At 53.8% G+C, this 18218-nt stretch carries 15 protein-coding genes and 2 pseudogenes; 9 read left to right on the forward strand and 8 right to left on the reverse strand.

Annotated elements, in window-relative coordinates; translation table 11 throughout:
* Positions 1-25: 25 nt before the first annotated feature.
* From ACZ5D1_RS14660 to mads1, 6 genes are read right to left on the reverse strand one after another with little or no spacing between them, the layout of a single operon-like run.
* Positions 26-1477: a hypothetical protein gene (locus tag ACZ5D1_RS14660; protein ID WP_464555274.1), complete on the reverse strand. Its 1452-nt coding sequence runs from the start codon at positions 1475-1477 to the stop codon at positions 26-28.
* On the reverse strand, positions 1446-2246 hold the full coding sequence (locus ACZ5D1_RS14665; protein WP_464555276.1) for a TIGR02391 family protein: 801 nt from the start codon (positions 2244-2246) through the stop codon (positions 1446-1448). The genes ACZ5D1_RS14660 and ACZ5D1_RS14665 overlap by 32 nt, the downstream gene beginning before the upstream one ends.
* Before the next feature lie 12 nt (positions 2247-2258).
* On the reverse strand, positions 2259-3164 hold the full coding sequence (locus ACZ5D1_RS14670) for a Kiwa anti-phage protein KwaB-like domain-containing protein (protein ID WP_464555278.1): 906 nt from the start codon (positions 3162-3164) through the stop codon (positions 2259-2261).
* Between the two features lie 2 nt (positions 3165-3166).
* Positions 3167-3712, reverse strand: coding sequence for a hypothetical protein (locus tag ACZ5D1_RS14675; RefSeq protein WP_464555280.1), 546 nt, complete (start codon positions 3710-3712; stop codon positions 3167-3169).
* Positions 3709-5784, reverse strand: a complete 2076-nt coding sequence (locus tag ACZ5D1_RS14680; RefSeq protein WP_464555281.1) for a type I restriction-modification system subunit M — start codon at positions 5782-5784, stop codon at positions 3709-3711. The genes ACZ5D1_RS14675 and ACZ5D1_RS14680 overlap by 4 nt, the downstream gene beginning before the upstream one ends.
* A gap of 17 nt (positions 5785-5801) precedes the next feature.
* Entirely contained in the window at positions 5802-5972 is a 171-nt protein-coding gene (mads1, locus tag ACZ5D1_RS14685; protein ID WP_464555282.1) for a methylation-associated defense system helix-turn-helix domain-containing protein MAD1, read from the reverse strand.
* 222 nt (positions 5973-6194) lie between these two features.
* On the opposite strand from mads1, the gene ACZ5D1_RS14690 reads away from it, so the two are divergent.
* Positions 6195-6572, forward strand: coding sequence for a DUF6573 family protein (locus ACZ5D1_RS14690; protein WP_464556559.1), 378 nt, complete (start codon positions 6195-6197; stop codon positions 6570-6572).
* Between the two features lie 14 nt (positions 6573-6586).
* Here ACZ5D1_RS14690 and ACZ5D1_RS14695 read toward each other — a convergent pair whose 3' ends face one another.
* Positions 6587-6910 carry a helix-turn-helix domain-containing protein gene (locus ACZ5D1_RS14695; protein WP_464555284.1) on the reverse strand — a complete coding sequence of 108 codons (324 nt, stop codon included), beginning with the start codon at positions 6908-6910 and terminating at the stop codon, positions 6587-6589.
* A gap of 185 nt (positions 6911-7095) precedes the next feature.
* Here ACZ5D1_RS14695 and ACZ5D1_RS14700 point away from each other — a divergent pair.
* The 8 genes and pseudogenes from ACZ5D1_RS14700 to ACZ5D1_RS14735 all read left to right on the forward strand — a co-directional run.
* Positions 7096-7624, forward strand: a pseudogene (locus tag ACZ5D1_RS14700) (flagellin N-terminal helical domain-containing protein); the annotation flags it as partial.
* 1229 nt (positions 7625-8853) lie between these two features.
* Positions 8854-9156 (forward strand): annotated as a pseudogene (locus tag ACZ5D1_RS14705) (flagellin); the annotation flags it as partial.
* A gap of 321 nt (positions 9157-9477) precedes the next feature.
* Positions 9478-10452, forward strand: a complete 975-nt coding sequence (locus ACZ5D1_RS14710; protein WP_464555285.1) for a hypothetical protein — start codon at positions 9478-9480, stop codon at positions 10450-10452.
* Between the two features lie 393 nt (positions 10453-10845).
* Entirely contained in the window at positions 10846-12309 is a 1464-nt protein-coding gene (locus ACZ5D1_RS14715) for a DNA primase family protein (protein WP_464555287.1), read from the forward strand.
* A 78-nt stretch (positions 12310-12387) separates the two neighbouring features.
* Positions 12388-13185, forward strand: coding sequence for a hypothetical protein (locus tag ACZ5D1_RS14720; RefSeq protein ID WP_464555288.1), 798 nt, complete (start codon positions 12388-12390; stop codon positions 13183-13185).
* A gap of 44 nt (positions 13186-13229) precedes the next feature.
* Complete coding sequence (locus tag ACZ5D1_RS14725) at positions 13230-14543, forward strand: hypothetical protein (protein WP_464555289.1); 1314 nt, start codon at positions 13230-13232, stop codon at positions 14541-14543.
* 38 nt (positions 14544-14581) lie between these two features.
* Complete coding sequence (locus ACZ5D1_RS14730; protein WP_464555290.1) at positions 14582-15085, forward strand: hypothetical protein; 504 nt, start codon at positions 14582-14584, stop codon at positions 15083-15085.
* Positions 15028-15558, forward strand: coding sequence for a radical SAM family protein (locus ACZ5D1_RS14735; RefSeq protein ID WP_464555292.1), 531 nt, complete (start codon positions 15028-15030; stop codon positions 15556-15558). The genes ACZ5D1_RS14730 and ACZ5D1_RS14735 overlap by 58 nt, the downstream gene beginning before the upstream one ends.
* A 629-nt stretch (positions 15559-16187) precedes the next feature.
* Here the strand turns inward: ACZ5D1_RS14735 and ACZ5D1_RS14740 are convergent.
* Entirely contained in the window at positions 16188-18167 is a 1980-nt protein-coding gene (locus ACZ5D1_RS14740; protein WP_464555294.1) for an AAA family ATPase, read from the reverse strand.
* Positions 18168-18218 lie beyond the last annotated feature (51 nt).

The raw sequence follows: 18218 nt of genomic DNA on the forward strand, positions 1-18218 counted from the left end.
GAATGACCACGCGTCCTTGCACCAATCAATCATTCTCATTCAAATTTTCCTCAGCCTCCTCCAGAAGCGTGTCGTCTTCGGCATAATCGAGGTCGTCCAGGACTTCGCTGGCGTCCACGTCTTCCACCTCTATCCCTCGCACGTCCAGCTTGCCCGTCACTACGTCGGATATCAGGCGGGTGCGGTATTCTCGGATGAGGTCGATTTCCGTCTTGGCACGGTCAATTAGGTGCTCGACTGTGGAAAGTTCATCCTCAATTCGTTCCACAATTTGAGCCTGCTCCGATTTTTCTGGCAGGCCGCATAGAAAGTCTTTCATGAAATCCGTCGGAACTCTTTGTTGTCCGGCAGCTCCCGTCATGGCCTCCTCGCCAAGGATTCGAAATCTTGAAAAGCGCGTTATGTAGTAGAGATACTTGGGAAGGATGCGGTTTCCTGGTCTCATGACGATAAACTCTGTAGTACCAAACCCTATTGGCGTCTCCAGATTATCGAGGCATGCGCCTTTCCCATTTTCAAAGCATGGGGTTATCTTTGCGATAACGACATCATTTTTCCTGAAATACGTGAAACCTGACCATAGCTCTGCGACAGGTCTGACCTCAGAACAGTCTATCGCCCCTTCCGCCGAAACCTTCTCCATTGGCAAGAAAACAACGCTATCATTGCGCTGGAGGTATTGAGCCGATTCCTGCTTTGAGGGATTGAAGCCGACAATTCGCTTGAGTTTCAAGACGTCCCAATGCTCGGGAATATCCCCCAGGTAATGCACGCCGGAAGGCTTAAGCCGGACATTGGGGTCAAGCCCTCGCGTCACCGCCTGATTGATGATCGCCTGCTTCTGCTCGTTCAGCAGGGCGATGAGCTTGCGCTTGGCCTGGATAAATCTGGCGATTTGGCTGCTTTTGAAGTTGAGAAACCCGACAATGGCTTCTTGCTCTTCCGTCGGCGGGAAGGGAGTTGGTATCTGCTTGAACTCGTCCCAATACAGGCGGTTCCTGTCAGAGACGATGCCATGGGAATACTTGTTGACCTCGTTCTTGTAGGCGTCAGTCCTGAACAGGTACGAGAAGTAGTGAGTGTCAGTCTCGGGAAAGGGCTCAGCAACGACATATGCGGGGCTGATCAAACCGTCCACGGGAGCCACGCCCACCGCCCCTTGCCACATGCGCATCATGTTGTAGGCGATATCCCCGGTTGCGGCCCGCTTGTATTTGCCCTTATCTCCCATCACCTGCTTGCGTTTGGAGTTCTCGAAATCGCGGACCCGAACGCCGGTCTTGAGCGAGACTTCCAGAATGGGCAAATCGGGAAAACCAGTCTCGTTGCGCTGGCGAAACAAGCGTCCATTGCGCCTCACATCCCAATGCTCCGGGATATTCCCAAGCCAGGGACGTCCTGACGGTTTGTATAAGGAATAGGGCTTCAACGTTTGCGACATGTCATCATCTCCCGAGCCCGGTTTGGACGCAGTCATCCAGCTTCCTGTGAAGCAGTGAAATCAGCGACAGGTAATCTGCGGCATCGTCCTCGCCTGACCAGAGAATCTTTGGCTCATGAGCAAGCGGGTTGCGAACGGCGGCGAAGCATCCTTTCAGCAAGGCCGCAAACCCCTTGTGCTCGGACTTCTCGGTATCCGTCTGAAGGGAGTTGATGGCGAGCATTGGACTTTCGACTGAAAAGACTTTGTCCACGAGCGCCGCACCATCTTTTTCAACTCCCGACAGCTCACGTATCCGCTGGGCAAGCCCCTTGGAGGCCTCGAAAACCGCGTGGAAGTAATTGTCCTGCATAAGTTCCGCCCGGCAATATTTCAGAACCTCATGGTGCAGCCTGCGGCTCTGGAACTTGGCCTTGATCGTGCGCAATCTGCTCTCGGCTTCGTCAAGCGTCTCTGCCGCCTTCTTCTTCCGAAACTGCCCATCCGCCCCATACTCAAGTCCCGAGAATGCCAGGATAACATTGAGTTCATCTCGCCGCTGTTCGAACTCTTCTGCTCTCCCCACATAGCGGGCTGGGATCAGGAAAGATTTGATGAAATCGAGCGTTTTGACTGGGCTACTGTACTGCCGTTGGTAGGCAAGAAAGATTCGGTACAGGCGCCGCCATTTAGTGGATTCACCTGAGTTGTCTTCCAAGCCCCGATTATGGAGAACACGGGTTATGTCCGTCCCTGATCCGCACTCGCCGAGGAACCGTGCAAGGGCCTCAATTTGCCCTTCTGAGAACTCTTGAACGCTATTCACTATTCAGTCCACTCAGGATGTGAGCTTGCTGCGCGATGCTGCGCGGAATTGTTCCGGCTCTCCATCAACAAGCTCGATCTCATAACGGCGACGATCAAGGATTTCGAGGAATCCCATGATGTTTTTATTATCCACCATGATTTTGCCTTCCTCTTCCCCGATCTCAACACCCAGCTGAGCACAGGCGTCTTTGAGCTTATTCTTGCTGATGTTATTTGCCTCCCCAAACGTGCGAATGGATGCTAAATAGCGTGCTGCGCGTGGATGGGTGCTTGCATATTCTTGGATGCTGTCAAATTCGATGAAGTCGACTTGGCTTTTGATTTCTTCGATATTTGTGGGAACTGCGGCCAGGATTGCTTCCTTCAGCTGGCCAACGAATTCAAAACCGCTGGGTCTGAGGATATGGATGTTGTTCTCGTCAATGAGCAAATCGAAGTCCATATCCAGCCTGAATATGTTTCTTTCAACAACTTTAAGGGAGTCATCAAACCAAGACAGGAGTTTTTTGGATAAGGTGCTCTTGAACTGCGAAGCCCTCCTTACTCCTGTCAATCGCTTCCCATCAGTATCCTGAAGACGTGCAAAATAGCAGAAAACGCCACCGGGCGTATCCAGCGTGCTGCAATCAAATGGATAGTTGTTGGTTTGGTGAAGCGTTTTCAGAGATTCCGCCAAGTCATCGTCCAACGGAACAATAAGATGCTCTAGGCTTGCGTACTTATCTGACGGTTCATACTGTGCGGGATTCGCGCCAGCTTTGTTTAGCTGTTCGCGAGTTGCTTCCACCATTTCCTGGAGGGCTTTCTGGACCTTTTCATCAACTGCGACAAGACTGAATGTGCGGCCATCCCCATTGTCGGAGCCAACACCAAACTCAGTGATGTCGATGGAATCAAAATTGAACGCGAATGCCATGGCTACTCCTCAAGAAATACGGTGTCGCTGACCCTAAGCGTTTTTAATTTGAGGCCCGGAGGCAAATTATTTCTCTTTGTTATCAGAATAGTACTGTGACCATATCCAGCAAGAGCTTCTCCAGAGTCAGGGAAAACGGTAAAAATTCTATATCCTTTTGCTGCGAAGATAATATTCATATAATGCAGGTTGAGATGATAGAACAAAAAGATGATGAACAGAACCGCTGTAAGAGCCGAAGCCATACCTCTCCATGAATCCATATCTGCCGCATAAAAAGGAAGCAACATGGCAAACAAATACACAAGAAGGTGCTCTCTGTGATCTTCAGAGCTAGAGATAGTCAAAAGATGGTACTGCTTATGCTTTCTGGCTTTTTTGATGCGAAACCAGAAGCAGATGTTAGGGAGGAAGATGAGCAGCGCACATATTCCGATGAAATACTCATCAGGAACTTTCGCGCTTCCCTTTATCGCCCAGAAGATGAAAAGGGGAGAAATGCTGCTCAATACCATAAGCAGGCGAGCAGCTTTTAGCCCTTCTTTCATTGCGATTCCCCAATGATTTTGTCCAACAGCCCCTCGGACTCCTGCTCAAGCGCCAAGATGTCCGCCTTGATCTCGTCCAGGGTCCGCAAGGGCTGCGGCTTGTAGAAGTATCTGGTGAAGGACACTTCGTAGCCGATCAATGTCTTGCCGTGGTCTATCCAGGCGTCAGGGGCGTGGGGCAGGACTTCGCGGTCGAAGAACGCCTGAATGCCTCCTTCCTCAAGAAACGGAACCTGCTCTATATCGCGGAGTTCGCTGTCAGGCTCATATTCAATGGTCCCATCCTTGTGCCGCTTCTTGACCACTTCCGCCGCGTCTTCGTTCTTGGCTGCAAGCACCCCGTCGAGAAGCTTCTTACGCTTGGCGGTGAGCTTGAGGTCGTATTCCTTGGCGATTGATTTCACTGCCTCCATGAACTCGTTGAAATCCATGTGCGGTCCTTCGCCCATGGCGTCCACCAGCTCCGAAACGATCATCTCGCAGAACTTGGCTTCTTTATCCTTGGCGCAGGCGGCTTTGAACTCCTCCAGGCGCTCTTCGGTGAGGTCAACGCGAAGGCGCAAGGGGCGCTCCACCGTGATCTTCCAGTAGCCGAACGCCTCGTTGGGGAACACCTTGGATTTCTCGGTGTCCTTGCAGTCCATGAAGGTGTCGAGGATGAGCTTGATATGCTCCGGCGCGAGTTCGCAGTTCTTCTTCCCGAGGTTCTTTCGCAGGGGGCGGAACCACTCGGTGGCATCTATTAGCTGGACCTTGCCTTTGCGGTGATCCGGCTTGCGGTTGGACAGCACCCAGATGTAGGTGGCGATGCCCGTGTTGTAGAACATGTTCAGCGGCAAGGCGATGATGGCTTCGAGCCAGTCGTTTTCGATAATCCAGCGCCGAATGTTGCTTTCGCCCTGGCCCGCGTCTCCGGTGAACAGGCTGGAGCCGTTGTGGATCGTGGCGACCCGGCTCCCCATGGAAGAGTCGTGCTTCATCTTGGAGAGCATGTTCACCAGGAACATGAGCTGCCCATCGCTGGATCTCGTCACCAGAGGGAACTCTGGGTCCTCGCCGTGCTCAACCACGAACCGGGGATCGAGCATTTCCTTCTTGTTGCCCCCGCACAACCGATCAAGGTCGGTCTTCCAGCTTTTCCCATAGGGAGGGTTGGCGAGCATGAAGTCGAATTTGGTGCTGGGGAAAGAATCGCTGGAAAGTGTGGAGCCGAACTTGATGTTGTCGGCTTCATCGCCCTCGCCCTTGAGCAGGAGGTCCGCCTTGCAAATCGCGTAGGTTTCCGCGTTTATCTCCTGCCCGTACAAATGGATGGAGACTTCCTTGTTCTGCTCCTGGGCCAGCCCTGTCAGCACTTCATCGGAGACCGTGAGCATGCCGCCCGTTCCACAGGCGCAGTCGTATACGAGGTAGGTTCCCGAACTGATGTCTTCGGCCACCGGATGGAAGATGAGGGTCGCCATGAGGCTGACGACTTCCCGGGGAGTGAAGTGCTCTCCGGCCTCTTCGTTGTTCTCTTCGCTGAACCGCCTGATGAGTTCCTCGAAAACGTAGCCCATGTCGTGGTTGGAAAGACCGGGCTTGTCGATTTCCCCCTTGCCGTTCAGCACCGGCTGGGGACTCAGGTTGATGCTAGGCGAAACGAACTTGTCGATGAGATGTCCAAGGGCGTCCGCGTCATCCAGCTTCTTGAGCTGGTTCCTGAAGTCGAACTTCTCGATGATCTCCTGAACGTTGGGTGAAAACCCGTCCAGGTAGTCTTTGAAGTTGGCTACCAGTTGCTTTGGGGTGTTCAGCAGGCTTTTGAGGGTGAACTTCGAGGTATTGTAAAATGCCTGTTTCGAGGACTGCCGCAGCGCGGCGTCTTGGTTCATGATCCCCGCGTCATCGAGGAGCTTCTTCTGCTTGAGGATGTCTTCCTTGGTGGGCTCCAACAGGCAGTCCAAGCGACGAATGACGGTCATGGGGAGTATCACATCTCGATACTTGCCCCGGACATAAACATCACGAAGCACATCGTCGGCGATATTCCAGATGAAGTTTACGATAGTAGTATGCGCTGCGCCGTTCACGCGTATCTCCAGTAGGGTTAAACTTTACCCTTGCGAATCCATTCGTCTACTTCGGCTTTTTTGAATTTCCACAGCCGGCCAACCTTGTGAGCAGGAAGCCTTTTCGCCGTTATCCATTTGTAAACGGTATCCTCTTTGACGCCGAGGTATTGGGCAATCTCAGCTACTGAAAGGTATCTGTCTTCCATGGAATCTCCCGGCGAACTAACCAATTGATCAGACAAGATCATGGTTGGTCAGGACACCACAAGTCAATAGACGACACGAAGTCCAGGGTCAAATGGAAAGCGCCTTACGCATCCATAGCGTATCCTTGCGATAGCCATAATCGTCCGTGACCACAACACGCCGCATTTGATAACCTCCTGAGATTAATGAACTCAACAACCAGCAGGAGGTCCAGTATGAACATGGACGGTTTCAATCTAATCTACAGCTACACCCGCCAGCAAGCTATCGAAGACGGCGTTCTGATCGACGTAAGCGAGCAGGCGCGGGAATCCGGCTTCAAGGTGCCGGTGGCCGTGTCCGATCATCTCTTCCACGGATATGTCGAGCCTCCAGCCGGGCTCGAAGGCGAAGGCCAATCAGTTGAAGGCCGACTGCACGATCTTTTCTGGATGACTCAGGCGGCCATCAAGAACCGTCTGGACGGGGACCGGGTGCAGTTCGTCTGCATGTTCCTGATGCCGGGGAAGGTCCTGCAATCAGTGAAGTGCGTCGCCATCATCGGTCCTGGAGACCATGGCGAACCGGTGCTTACAATCTGCCTGCCGGGGGATGAATAATCAGTCGGAGGGGACTACCCAAGAATGGCGCGGGAGATAGCGTACAAGATTCGGAGCTGCTCATCATCAGCCCGATTGATTTGGTCGATGAGCTTGGTCTTCATCTCGTCATTGGTGACTTGAAAGGTCTCGAGGTCGAATAGGTCTGCAACGGACATGTCCAGAGCGGAGGCCAGCGTTTCGATGCTCGTCAGCGACGGGTTGCGTTTCCCGCGCTCTATCTCTCCGATGTACTGGATAGATAATCCGGACAACTCGGCAAGCCGCTCCTGGGTCATATCCCGTCTTCGACGTATCTCCCGTAATCGTTTTCCAAATGCGTCCTGAACTTTGACCATTGCCACCTCCATGACAATGATAGTGGAGATACAGCCTTGCAAAAAGCAACGATGGTCTAGTTTTTGCACGATATAAAGCAACGAAAGTTTCGCAAAGGCCCATTTCCATTGCTTTTTAAGGAGCTGGGAGCCCTTCCCGTTGGAGGGGCGGGAAGTATTTTCCTATAACACGGGATCTAGGAAGGATGTCCCTGACGATCAACCACAACCTGATGGCAATGAATGCCTCACGGAACCTGGGCGACCATTTTGGAAGCCTGAGCACCTCCGTGCGGCGTTTGTCATCTGGGTTGCGGGTTGGGACCGCCGCTGACGATGCGGCTGGACTTGCGATCCGGGAGTTGATGCGGGCGGACATAGTCACCCTGAACCAGGGAATCCGAAACGCCAATGACGCGGTGTCCATGATCCAGACTGCGGATGGAGCTTTGCAGGTGATTGACGAGAAGTTGATCCGCATGAAGGAGCTGGCTGAGCAAGCCGCAACTGGAACATACAACCAGGACCAGCGTCTCCTCATAGACTCAGAGTACCAGGCCATGGCCAGGGAGATTCAGCGCATTTCCCAGGCCACGGAATTCAATGGCGTACACCTTCTGAACGGCAACCTTTCCGGCACCCATGACGGAAGCGGCTTGGAATCCACCGGCGCTGCCAAAATCCATTTCGGTACCGGCAACGACAGCGCTGAAGACTACTACTATGTGAACATCGACAGCACGAAAATCGAGAGCATGTTTGATCCAGACGGTACGGCAGTCGGCTCTTTCGAACCGGACGCCAATATGCTCCTGGAGCGAACTGCCGGGGACGTGCTGGTGAACACCACCACAGCTGGCAACCAGCGAGATTCGAATCTCGCTTCGCTGGTGGATGGCAATATAGTGGCTGTTTGGAATTCGGAGAACCAGGATGGTTCCGGGTGGGGCGTGTACGGCCAGATTATGAACCAGAATGGCGAGAAGGTAGGCAGCGAGTTCCGGGTCAATTCCGAAACGAACAACGACCAGGATGAGCCCTCAGTGGCCGCACTCAATGATGGGGGATTCGTCGTTACCTGGACCTCTAGCGGCCAGGACGGCTCCGGCACCGGCATCTATTCCAAAATTTACAACGCAGACGGGAGCGTCCGTATCGCAGAAGCACAGGTCAACACGACCTCGGCGAACAACCAGTACCAGTCAGATGTGACGACGACTTCATCCGGATACTTCGTGACCTGGACCTCCAACAGCCAAGATGGTTCTGATGATGGAATCTACGGGAAGTTTTACGACAACAATGGAAACACGCTGGTTGATGAATTTCGAGTGAACACCACAGCGGCATTGGACCAGCGGTACTCAAGGGCCGAACAACTGGACAATGGAAACGTCGCAGTTGCATGGTTCTCGCCTGATAGTGATGGTTGGGGCGTCTTCACACAGGTTGTTGACCAGCAGGGCAATTTGGTGGGAGGCGAAACCCAGGTGAACACGAACGAAGTCGATTCGCAGAATTTCATTGATATAGCGGCAATAGATGGAGATAGGTTTGTCGTCGCATGGAACAGTTTCAACGGCGATGGCACAAACAGCGCACGAGCGAGAATTGTCAACTCGGATTCGACGTTCCTTGATGATGAGTTCCAGGTCAACGAGCAAAACTTTCCGCCACAAACTTGGCCCAAGGTAACCCGACTGGAGGGCGGCGGCTTTCTCGTCGCTTACCGTGATCCAGGAGGAATCGACGGAAGTGGATGGGCAACGGTTGGGCAACTATACAGCTCTGATGGCCGCGCAGTGGATGAAAATTTCATCATCAACCAGACCACATCGGGAAGCCAAGTATTCGATGATGTCGTGGGGCTACGCGGCGGAGGCTTCTTCGCAACCTATTTCACGAATGACGGTTTAGACCCTTCGTCCAATGGCATCGGGGCCAGCATCTACCAGCCGGTAATCAGCATTGCGACGCAGGCGCGCGCCCAGGAGAGTCTGGGGGCCATAAACGAGGCGATTGTCTACAAGGACAAAATCCGTGCACACCTGGGGGCACTGCAAAACCGCCTTGAGAACACCATCACGAACATCGCCATTCAGGCCGAGAACCTTCAGGCTGCGGAGTCAAGGATATCTGACGTCGATGTGGCGACGGAAATGACTGAGTTCGTGAGACGGCAGATTCTTACGCAGTCAGCAGTGGCGATGCTGGCCCAGGCGAACAGTCTGCCCAGAATGGCTCTTCAGTTGATTGGGGGTGGGTAGCCCAGTTCGCATTCTCCTCGCGTCTCTTGGCCGTAAAGGAGGCCCTGTCCCGATCCTGTTCCAGCCCCGAATCCAGGCCCAGAATCCAGCTCCGGTTCCCCTCCTGCTTATCCCCTTCGCGCAAAACAGCCCCTTCCTGGGATTTGATTTTAAATTCTGATGGTTGGGCTTGCCCAAGGGTTCCAACCCAGGAAATCGCAAATATGGGCCAATGTCCGAAATCATTACCCCAGTTCAGCGACCATGGCCGCTAGAGGGCTGCAATCTTGCGCCTCGGTTGAAGGGAGTGCTAACCTATTTCAAGCGCAGAGGAGAATGCTTATGGCAGACGACAAGAAGGCGAGCTTCAACGATCTAGATGACAGTCTGGCCGGAGCCAACCTTCTGGTTCAGCAGCAAAGTGATGCCGCCATTCGAGCCCGAGACTATATGGATTTCCTCGGCGACACGGTTGACGCTTCCCTTCAGGGTTTCATTGATGACGTCTACACCCGGCTTGATGCCTTTTGCACGGCGGCGAGATCAATGAAAATTCTGACTATCCTCAATGGCTATGCCAAAATGGATGGCCATTTCTTTAGCAATCTGGAGGGGAGGTATGGAAAGACCTCGCAACGGGTGGAGAAATTTCGTCGCTTTGAGTTTCTGGCACCGCCCAAGGCTGGTCAGGATATCTGGACGTTGAAGAAATCTTCCCATGAGGCGTTTCTTGAAATCCTGAAGTTGGCTGCGAAGGAACATAAGGATTTGATACCGCAACCCATCATCGCGCATTTGGCTCTGCTGCGACTCTACGTAGTCAGCCTGCTGGACAAGTTGGAGGAGAGCGATGAGAGAGGTATGCCGGACCCGGCGGTAACAGCTTATGTCGTCTATGCCGTCGGTGTTGCTCTCAAGAATATGGAGATTTGCTGGCAGACGACGGACACCAAATCTCTGGATAGGATGGTGAAGATTGGCTCCAAGGGTGTACAGCTTAGGCAGTATACGGAAAAATACAGCGCCATCACTGGTGCGGCCAAGAAAGCTTGGGACCACGGCTGCCAGCTTCTGCACACCCAGATGCTACTACTGCTCAAGACAAAAAACCTTCTCGAAGAATTAGAGGAAGCAAACGCCAGGAATATATTAAGGGACTGCGCTCCACCCCTTCTGGTATTTGGCCCAGGCACCAAAAAGATTCTCGATGCATGCCCGTGCGACAAGCACGAGGGGTGCCCCCTTGTTACTCAGTATAAAATTTCAAAACGAATTAGACTGCCTACATCGAAGAGGCGGGAAACGCCTAAGTCGTGAGCAGCTAACCATTTGTCACGTCCCGCCACTGCGATGGTTAACCAACGCGCTGATATCACAGAATTTTACCTTGCGTGACAATTGTGACTTTTCAGTCGCTCTCCCGTTCGGATTTGCTCCGCCGATTTGTCACGGACAGCCTTAACAGCTTCCCCTCAACATCCTGAGTCAAATAGCTTTCCCCTGATGTGACAATGGTGACAATCCGTCGCTAGATGTCCACCATTTTACGCCCGCTTCGCGATGGCATGCGACGTGAGGCCTCTTCTGATTTTAATTTCGATTATCCCTCTCTAACCCCCTGTAGGGGGGGAGGGCACGGGCTCCTTCTTACCCCGGAATGAAGTTTCCTCCTTGCACTATCCAATCATTTTCAAAGCAAGGAGGACACTCATGTCCCACAATGAGGAACAGTCTCTGCCCGCAAAGAAGGGCTCCGATGTCAACAACCAGCAGGCCGAGAATAATCTGGAGAGCCAGCAGGAGGCTCCGGCCAAGCGTGTCATTCAGAGTCTGGACGAGTTCGGCGTTTCCAAGCGTCTCTTCGAGACCTATCAAGAGCGCCTTCGCTACCAGACCGATGCCCAAGCTGTATTGGCATGGGATGGCTTTCGTTACTCCCGTCTCCCGCACATCGCTGAAGGGCTCGCCAAGGACATCATCGAAAAGATCGCCCATGAGTACCACAACGGCGACATCCACGTCACGGACCACGGCGCTGACGTTGAGCTGGAAGACCTGCTGAGCTTTCAGAGAAAGGCCCGAACCAAGGGCATGATCCGCAAGGCTTTGTGGTTGCTGCGCCTTTTCGGTGAGATTCACTGCAAGCTGGCTGACTTTAACGCCGACCCTTACGTGCTGAACTGCGAGAACGGCCTTCTCAACCTCAAGGACGGCTCGCTCGCGCCCCACAGCCCTGACCAGCTCGTGACCAAGCTCGCTCCGGTGCGCTGGGTTCCTAAGACCAAATGTCCTCGGTGGGAGCGTTTCATCAAGGATGTCACCTGCGGCGACCCCGAGCTTGCGGCCTACCTGCAACGCCTATTCGGTTACTGCCTCTCCGGGAGCACCCAAGAGGAGGTTTTGCCGATCCTGTACGGCTCTGGGGCCAATGGCAAGTCTATCTTCCTCGCTCGCATGCGGGCCATCCTCGGTTCCGAGTATGCCCTGACGCTTGGCACCGGCTCCATCCTCAACAGCCGCTTTCATGGCATCCGCTGCGACCTTCGCCAGCTGGAGGGCGCACGCGTCGCCTTCGCCATTGAGGCCAACAAGGGCCACACCCTGGACGAAGCGGTCATCAAATCCGTCACCGGTGGCGATGAAATCTCCGCTCGGGCCATGCGCGAGAACCCTATCCAGTTCACGCCGCAGGCGAAAATCCTCATGGCTGTGAACCATCTGCCGGGTTTCGTGGGCAATGACCGCGGCATCCGCCGTCGTCTCCAGGTGGTTCCGTTCCTGGCCGAGTTTGACGGCTCCCGCCGCAAGGAGGAGATCGATGCCGAACTGGACGCCGAGTCCGAGGGCGTCCTGGCTTGGGCGGTGAAGGGCTTCCAGCAGTGGCTCAAGGAAGGCCTGAACCCGCCCAAGGTCGTCCGAGACGCCACCGAGGCCTACTTCGCGACAAATGATCACATCGGCGAATTCCTCGTGGAACGTACCGTCCACGTTTCTGGTGAGAAAACCCCCGTGGGCCTGGCGTTTAAAAGCTACGTGGATTGGACCAGCGCCTCCGGCATCCAGTCTGTCGGTCTGCATCGCTTTGGCGACCTGCTGCGCTCCAAAGGCTTCGCCCAGGTACGCGACAATTCCACGCGGTATTGGGCGGACCTGGTGCTCCGCTCCGTCGAGTAACCGGCGCCAAAGGGCCAGGGAGGCTTCGGCTCTCTTCTGGAGCCTCCCTCCACCATCATAAAAAGAAAGGATAACAGCATGGAAGCCATCCTCGAAGACATCAACGCGAGCCTGAGTGCCGAGCAGTCTACCCTTATTTGCACCATGAAGCCCGCCCGCTTCAAAGCCTTCATCCGTCTGCTGCGGGAGATGGTAAAGCTGCATGGTCCACACCCCATTCGTTTTGAGAATAGTCGCATGGCGCAACCCATTGGCCACGGCAACTTCATCGTCGAACTGGATATGAGCAACATCCTCGGTAATGACGACGGCAAGCCGGACTCCGATTCTGCCAAAGTCAACGGATTCTCCGGCAACTTCATCACGAGCGATGCCCAGCTTCGAGAACTATCCGCCGTCGTGGGGGCAAGGCCCGTCGAAGTGCATGACTGTGACGGTGCCATCCTGTTCTCGAATGGTCACACCGAGGGTCTTCTGTACAAATCCTCTCAGGCCGCTCCTCACATGCCTGCCCCGATCCTGAAGGACGCGACCCCGTTGGGCGAGGAGGTCAGGGAACTCGATCCGAAAGCTCTCAAATCCTTCGTTGGCAAGAAGGGTCTTGTGTCCCTGTATTGCTTCAGCGGCCAGCTGGAGCAAATCGCAACTCGAGCCAAGCGTCTCTATACCTTACACGCCGCTTCCCAGCCGAGCCTCTTGGGCCGCAAGCCGGACGCGATTTTTACGGTGCAGCAGTTCCTGGCTCTTGCCGGGAAGCTGGAGCTGTCCCTCAGCTTGTGGCGAGACACCCGTGGCACTTGGCTTAAGACCCATTCTCGTTCGAATTTGGTGAGGGCTCTCGTCACGTACGAGCTGCTGTACGAGGGCAGTTACTAGCAAGGGAGGGGCTGCGCACGCCCCTCCACTAAAGGAGAGCATCAATGAAGTACGTATACGTCGCTGGCGGTACATCGATGGATATCGCCATGGAAAACGCCATCACCATGCAGACCCGCTATGCCCTGTATTCCCTCATCCACGGGTTGAGGCAGAGGGAATTCGGCCTGCATACACTTGAGAACGTCACCTGTGATATCAGGGAGTTCTCTGACAGGTTCATCCGTCCAGTAGCTGGCAAGATCGTCACGGACAGTGGTGGGTACTCTTTCATCCGAGGTGACATTGCACCTTCCATGCTGGCCGTCCTCATCGACTGCTATATTGTCTACTTGAAAAGTGAATACGACAGGTTCGACTTTGTCTTTTCCTTGGATATCCCTTTTAGCCTGAAATATCCAAAGTTTAACAATATTGAAAGCATCTTCAATGCGAACAAATCGTCGCTCATCGCTACGAGAATCCTGCTCGACGGCAATCCTGCGTTGCAAGAGAAATTTTACTTCGTCTGGCATTTCAAGATGGCTGAACAATTCGCCATCTGGAAGCATCTCTACGCCAAGCTTGAGTTGCGCCGCTTTGTCCGCCATCACGCCATAGGCGGCATGGTCGGCCTCAAGAAGGCGACCGGCATCCGATACAGTCCGTTTACCGGCATGAGCTTTTACGCTCTCAACGCCTACCTGGATAGCTGCTTTGTCGGCGAGAAGTTCCGCCTCCACGCCCTTGGCATATACTCCCGGCCGGACCGTTTCCACATTGCTTTTCTGGAGGCGCTGTTCCGATACTACCTGAACGGTATCGCTGACATCTTGATGAGCTACGATTCGATCAATCCCGTACACACAGCGCGTATGAACAAGCGCTTGCCTCTCTTCCATTTGGCCGGAGAGCACTTGGAGGTTTATCCGACACTGCTTGATGTACCCGCTTCACTTCTCAGCAAGGTCACATCAAATGCGGAGCATGCCCAGATAATGCTCGAAGAAATTGAGCGCCGCCGTAATGGTCTTCGTTTGCACAATGCGGGGGCGTTCAGCCCTGTCAACGTTTTCAGCAACCTAGAGTTGGATCGCTTCTTTACGATGATCATCGACAAGTATGAGTTCGTCATGGAGCTGCATCGTTCTACCAGCCCCACCAACCTGAATGGACGCGTCAACAGGATATTCGACGACATCAGCCTAAAATACCCCGGGGTTTTCACCCCTCACATGCGTCAAAGCATCATCCATACCTTTGACCGTACCTGGCGCTGGCACAAGTGGTTCGTTGATGGACGCAGCCTTAAGATTGGTGACGACCTCATGGCCCAGACCATTCGTGAAATCGACTTTCCTGGTCGGCTCGCCTGCTGAGCCATCCGGGTACAATCAACACTAAACAGGAGAATCTTATGAACCGTGAAGAGCAACTGCGTATCAGTTACCGCCCCTTTCTCCGCGCCCTCTCTGAAGGCATCCAAAACGCGGTGCTCGCGCAAGGCATCAGTGCCGGTGACACCTTTGAGTTGAGCTACAAGGCCAAGCTGACCGATGACGATTTCGACGCCGACGGCAAGCTCCGCCTGGAAGAGGTCGAGCCTTACATCGGCCTGTCCGTGACGCTGATGATGAGTTCGTTTGACGCGCTCCAGGCCGGAGTCGCCATCGTAGATCCTTCCACACCGCTCCGGGCGGCCAAGCAGGCAAAGCGCTTGAAGCCCGAGGACGTCGTGATGCTCTCAACCATGACCGACCCGTACGCTCCCGAAGCCCAGGCGCACGGTCTCGGACGCACATGCGCCGCCGCTGTTCTGGAGAACTCGCAGGCGTCTCTTCGAGTGCTGACCAAAAACTCGGGGTGGCGGACGACCTTGAATACTTCGCCCAATTTAAAGGCCGCGACATGCTGGGGCTGAGTCTTACCGCTCCAGTGTGCAAGGAAAACGTCGCCAAAGTCCTGGAGCCTCAGGCGTCGAGCATCTCGGAACGTATCGAGGTTTATCGAAAGGCCAAAAAGCTCGGTCTTCGGGTATATGGAATGCTCTGCCCGCTCCTGCCGGGCGTGGCCTCCTCGCATGCCGACATCCGAGATCTGATGGAGACAATGCTGGAGTTTGACCCTGAGGACATCTGGCTCGAACCGGTCAATCCTCGCGGCAATGGAATCGTTAAATGCGCCGAGGCTCTGAAGGATGCAGGCTTCAAAGAAGAATTCTATCGCGTGGATGCGATCCGCGAAACGGAAATCCACCAGCTGTACGTGGACGATCTTGTCGATGACGCAACCCAGGCCGACCGCGACCTGGAATGCCTCTCGAAGCTCAAAATCCTGGTCTACGGTGAGGAGAAGAATTTTTGCTGTGACACCAGCGCCGTTATCTGGCTGTAGTTGGAATGGCCGAGTACCCAAAGGTCACTATAGTGCTATGCTTCAGGGAAGGGCTGTGGGGCTCTTCCCTTCTTCATTTCCAAGGTTGAGCCACCCTGCAACTTCTGGTCTTTCTTTTGCTCTCTTAAAAAAGGCCCTCACCGGGGACCACCCTGGTCACACACCAGGGCCTGGTCCGCAATATACGGCTTCAGGAAGCGAAACGTTTCATCATCCATTATATCTATATCAAAATGAATATTGCAGAGGGTGCAGGTAGTTACAAATCCAACAGAGGTCAGCATGAAGTCAATGCACAAGTGAACAATATTAACATTTGAATCATTTATAACTAGTAGAGGCTTTTAATTAGAATTCATACACCTTCAACCTTTCTGCACCTTCCCCGACATATTGTGATATTGGAGGGGGTTGCAAAGGCAACCCCTCCCTAATATATAAGGGCAGATTGCCGTTGCCTTTCAAATAAAATCAACCATTTACCCTAGGCAACAGAGTTTTGCCGTTGCCGGTGAGAAATCGAAAGTAACTATTTGTTAAAATTATAATTTTAATGGCAAGATCACTTTTGCCGGCAATTGCCGCTGTTGCCGTTACCCAATTTTGCCGGTGGGGTCTGGTTTTTGCAATTATTTCAGTGAGTATTGTTTATTCCTGGCGCCTTGGACGGGAGTTTCATCCACAGCACCGGACTTGACGGCTTCGTCAATGTAGTTCCTGGCGGTTGCCTCTGAAACAGGATTCCCTTGAGGATTCTTTGCAATCTTTTGAATTTCCTTAGCAAGATCAGATTTTGAATTTGCAATACCATTTAGATTCGAAAGAGCTTGTATTACATATTGAGCGTTTGACTGCTTGGCGTGTGCAGTTGCTATTCTGAATCGCAGATGGTCCAGCTCCAGTCGCAATTCATCTTGCTGTGCGAAGTTCCTCGCCTTCATGTGTTTCAGTTTAAAGCCCTTGGAAGAGTTGCCGGACAACTCCCAGGTGTTGGCAGACCAGTCGCCAATGGCGGATGCTCCTCTGCCGCCGCCAGGGCCCCCCTCACTGAACACTTTGGCGTGATGGTGGATCAGAAGAGGCGTGACGCCATTCTCCTCACAGAACATCGAGACGGAATCGAGGAGCCTGCGCATCTCGTCATTGGAGTTTTCATTCAGCGCGTGGAAACTGATGAGCGGATCAAGAACGAGGATGTCAGTCTCATACCGCTGGATGTGTTCTTTGATCACGTCTCGAAAGCTTGGACGCATCATGTCGCCGGTGACCCTGATGTCGCTGCCAATCCCTAGAAAAACCATGCGGTTCGCCAGGACGTCATCCGGGATTGTATGACCGGAACGGATAATCTGGAGGCGTCGCTTGATGCCGAGGATGCTGTTTTCGGATTGGACAAAGAGAACCTTGTGCTGGCCGTTCACCTTGAAGCTATCCAGGAAGAGCGGAGGCTGTGGGTGGATCAGGTCCATCGCAATCTGAAGGGTCAGGAGCGACTTGCCAGCGCCGCCGTAGCCGGTGATCAGCATCGGTTCGAGTTTGGGCCAGAAATTCTCAATCAGGAACGAAAAGCTCACCTGGGCATTCGCCACCTCCAGGGCGCTCATGGCGCGATAGGTGACCTTGGGAGCCTCGACGGGTGATGCACCGAAAGGATTAGCTGGCGTACCCCCCTGGGATTTTACCTGGGCGATATATTCCTGGGCTTTCTGGATTTCTCTGTCCAACCATCCCGGCTGATTCTCTCGCGCCTTTTCCCCGATAGGAAACTGCTGGTAGACCTGCTGGACTGTCTGGAGGGGCACCGCCGCGCTGAGCAATCCGATGAGCACCTTCATGGAAGCCTCGGAGCGTTGCCCCTTTGGCGTGGCGGTCTGGATCAAACTTTTGATTTCATCGGACACCGGCAGTGAGCTGATGTCCAGAGGGGGCTGTTGCTGGTTCATAGCCATTTCCTGCTGTGCCGTTTCAAGGCCCTGGAATCCCGTCAGAGGCCCTGTCGAAGCTTTCACCTGGAATGGGGTCCTGCGCGTCCTGACAAACTCCAGAAGCCATTCAGGGGCGTCTGCGACTGGTGAGTTGTCGTGAATGGTATACGGCTGTCTCGTTTCCGGGTGGATTGATCCGGGACAAATGACATAGCCGCCATCGCCCCGAACATCGAAAACACCCTGCATGGCCCTGTTGCCGTACCTCACACCATCCGTGGGATAGTTGAAATAGAGGTGGTATCGTTCGCCTTTGCCGCCGGTCCTGATGACAAGAGTTCTCGGGAACTCATTCGGCAACCCTTCATTCGCGCACCAGTTCTGGAACCCCATGAGGCTGTCAATGTCGAGAACGAGTACGCCACTGGCGGGCCCGCAGGTGATACCAGCCCGCTCTGGCTTGAAGTCAGCACGGTTGAAAGGACGCTTTTCCGCACACCAGCGTTGCCAGCCGGTTTCAAGAGGCGCTTTGAAGGGCTTGGCTGGCTCACCAGGAGCGGGAAACCCGCCCCGTAGAGGGACCAAGGAGTAGTATTGCGCCAGAAATTCGAAAATCTCCAAGCGCATCTTGTCGCTGATATCAGATGCGTTTTGTATTAGCTCGAGTGCTCGATTGCTGTCCATACTTAGTCCAAGGTAGAGAAATCGCGGGCCTCGAATAAGATAAGGACCCCA

The sequence above is a fragment of the Oleidesulfovibrio vietnamensis genome (genome assembly GCF_055388115.1).

What these genes read in the sequence shown, in the direction of transcription:
- ACZ5D1_RS14670 (WP_464555278.1), bottom strand. Translation starts at nt 3,164, where the DNA reads ATGGCATTCGCGTTCAATTTTGATTCCATCGACATCACTGAGTTTGGT.
- ACZ5D1_RS14720 (WP_464555288.1), top strand. Translation starts at nt 12,388, where the DNA reads ATGGAAGCCATCCTCGAAGACATCAACGCGAGCCTGAGTGCCGAGCAG.
- ACZ5D1_RS14740 (WP_464555294.1), bottom strand. Translation starts at nt 18,167, where the DNA reads ATGGACAGCAATCGAGCACTCGAGCTAATACAAAACGCATCTGATATC.
- ACZ5D1_RS14675 (WP_464555280.1), bottom strand. Translation starts at nt 3,712, where the DNA reads ATGAAAGAAGGGCTAAAAGCTGCTCGCCTGCTTATGGTATTGAGCAGC.
- ACZ5D1_RS14710 (WP_464555285.1), top strand. Translation starts at nt 9,478, where the DNA reads ATGGCAGACGACAAGAAGGCGAGCTTCAACGATCTAGATGACAGTCTG.
- ACZ5D1_RS14730 (WP_464555290.1), top strand. Translation starts at nt 14,582, where the DNA reads ATGAACCGTGAAGAGCAACTGCGTATCAGTTACCGCCCCTTTCTCCGC.
- ACZ5D1_RS14715 (WP_464555287.1), top strand. Translation starts at nt 10,846, where the DNA reads ATGTCCCACAATGAGGAACAGTCTCTGCCCGCAAAGAAGGGCTCCGAT.
- mads1 (WP_464555282.1), bottom strand. Translation starts at nt 5,972, where the DNA reads ATGGAAGACAGATACCTTTCAGTAGCTGAGATTGCCCAATACCTCGGC.
- ACZ5D1_RS14725 (WP_464555289.1), top strand. Translation starts at nt 13,230, where the DNA reads ATGAAGTACGTATACGTCGCTGGCGGTACATCGATGGATATCGCCATG.
- ACZ5D1_RS14660 (WP_464555274.1), bottom strand. Translation starts at nt 1,477, where the DNA reads ATGACTGCGTCCAAACCGGGCTCGGGAGATGATGACATGTCGCAAACG.
- ACZ5D1_RS14690 (WP_464556559.1), top strand. Translation starts at nt 6,195, where the DNA reads ATGGACGGTTTCAATCTAATCTACAGCTACACCCGCCAGCAAGCTATC.
- ACZ5D1_RS14695 (WP_464555284.1), bottom strand. Translation starts at nt 6,910, where the DNA reads ATGGTCAAAGTTCAGGACGCATTTGGAAAACGATTACGGGAGATACGT.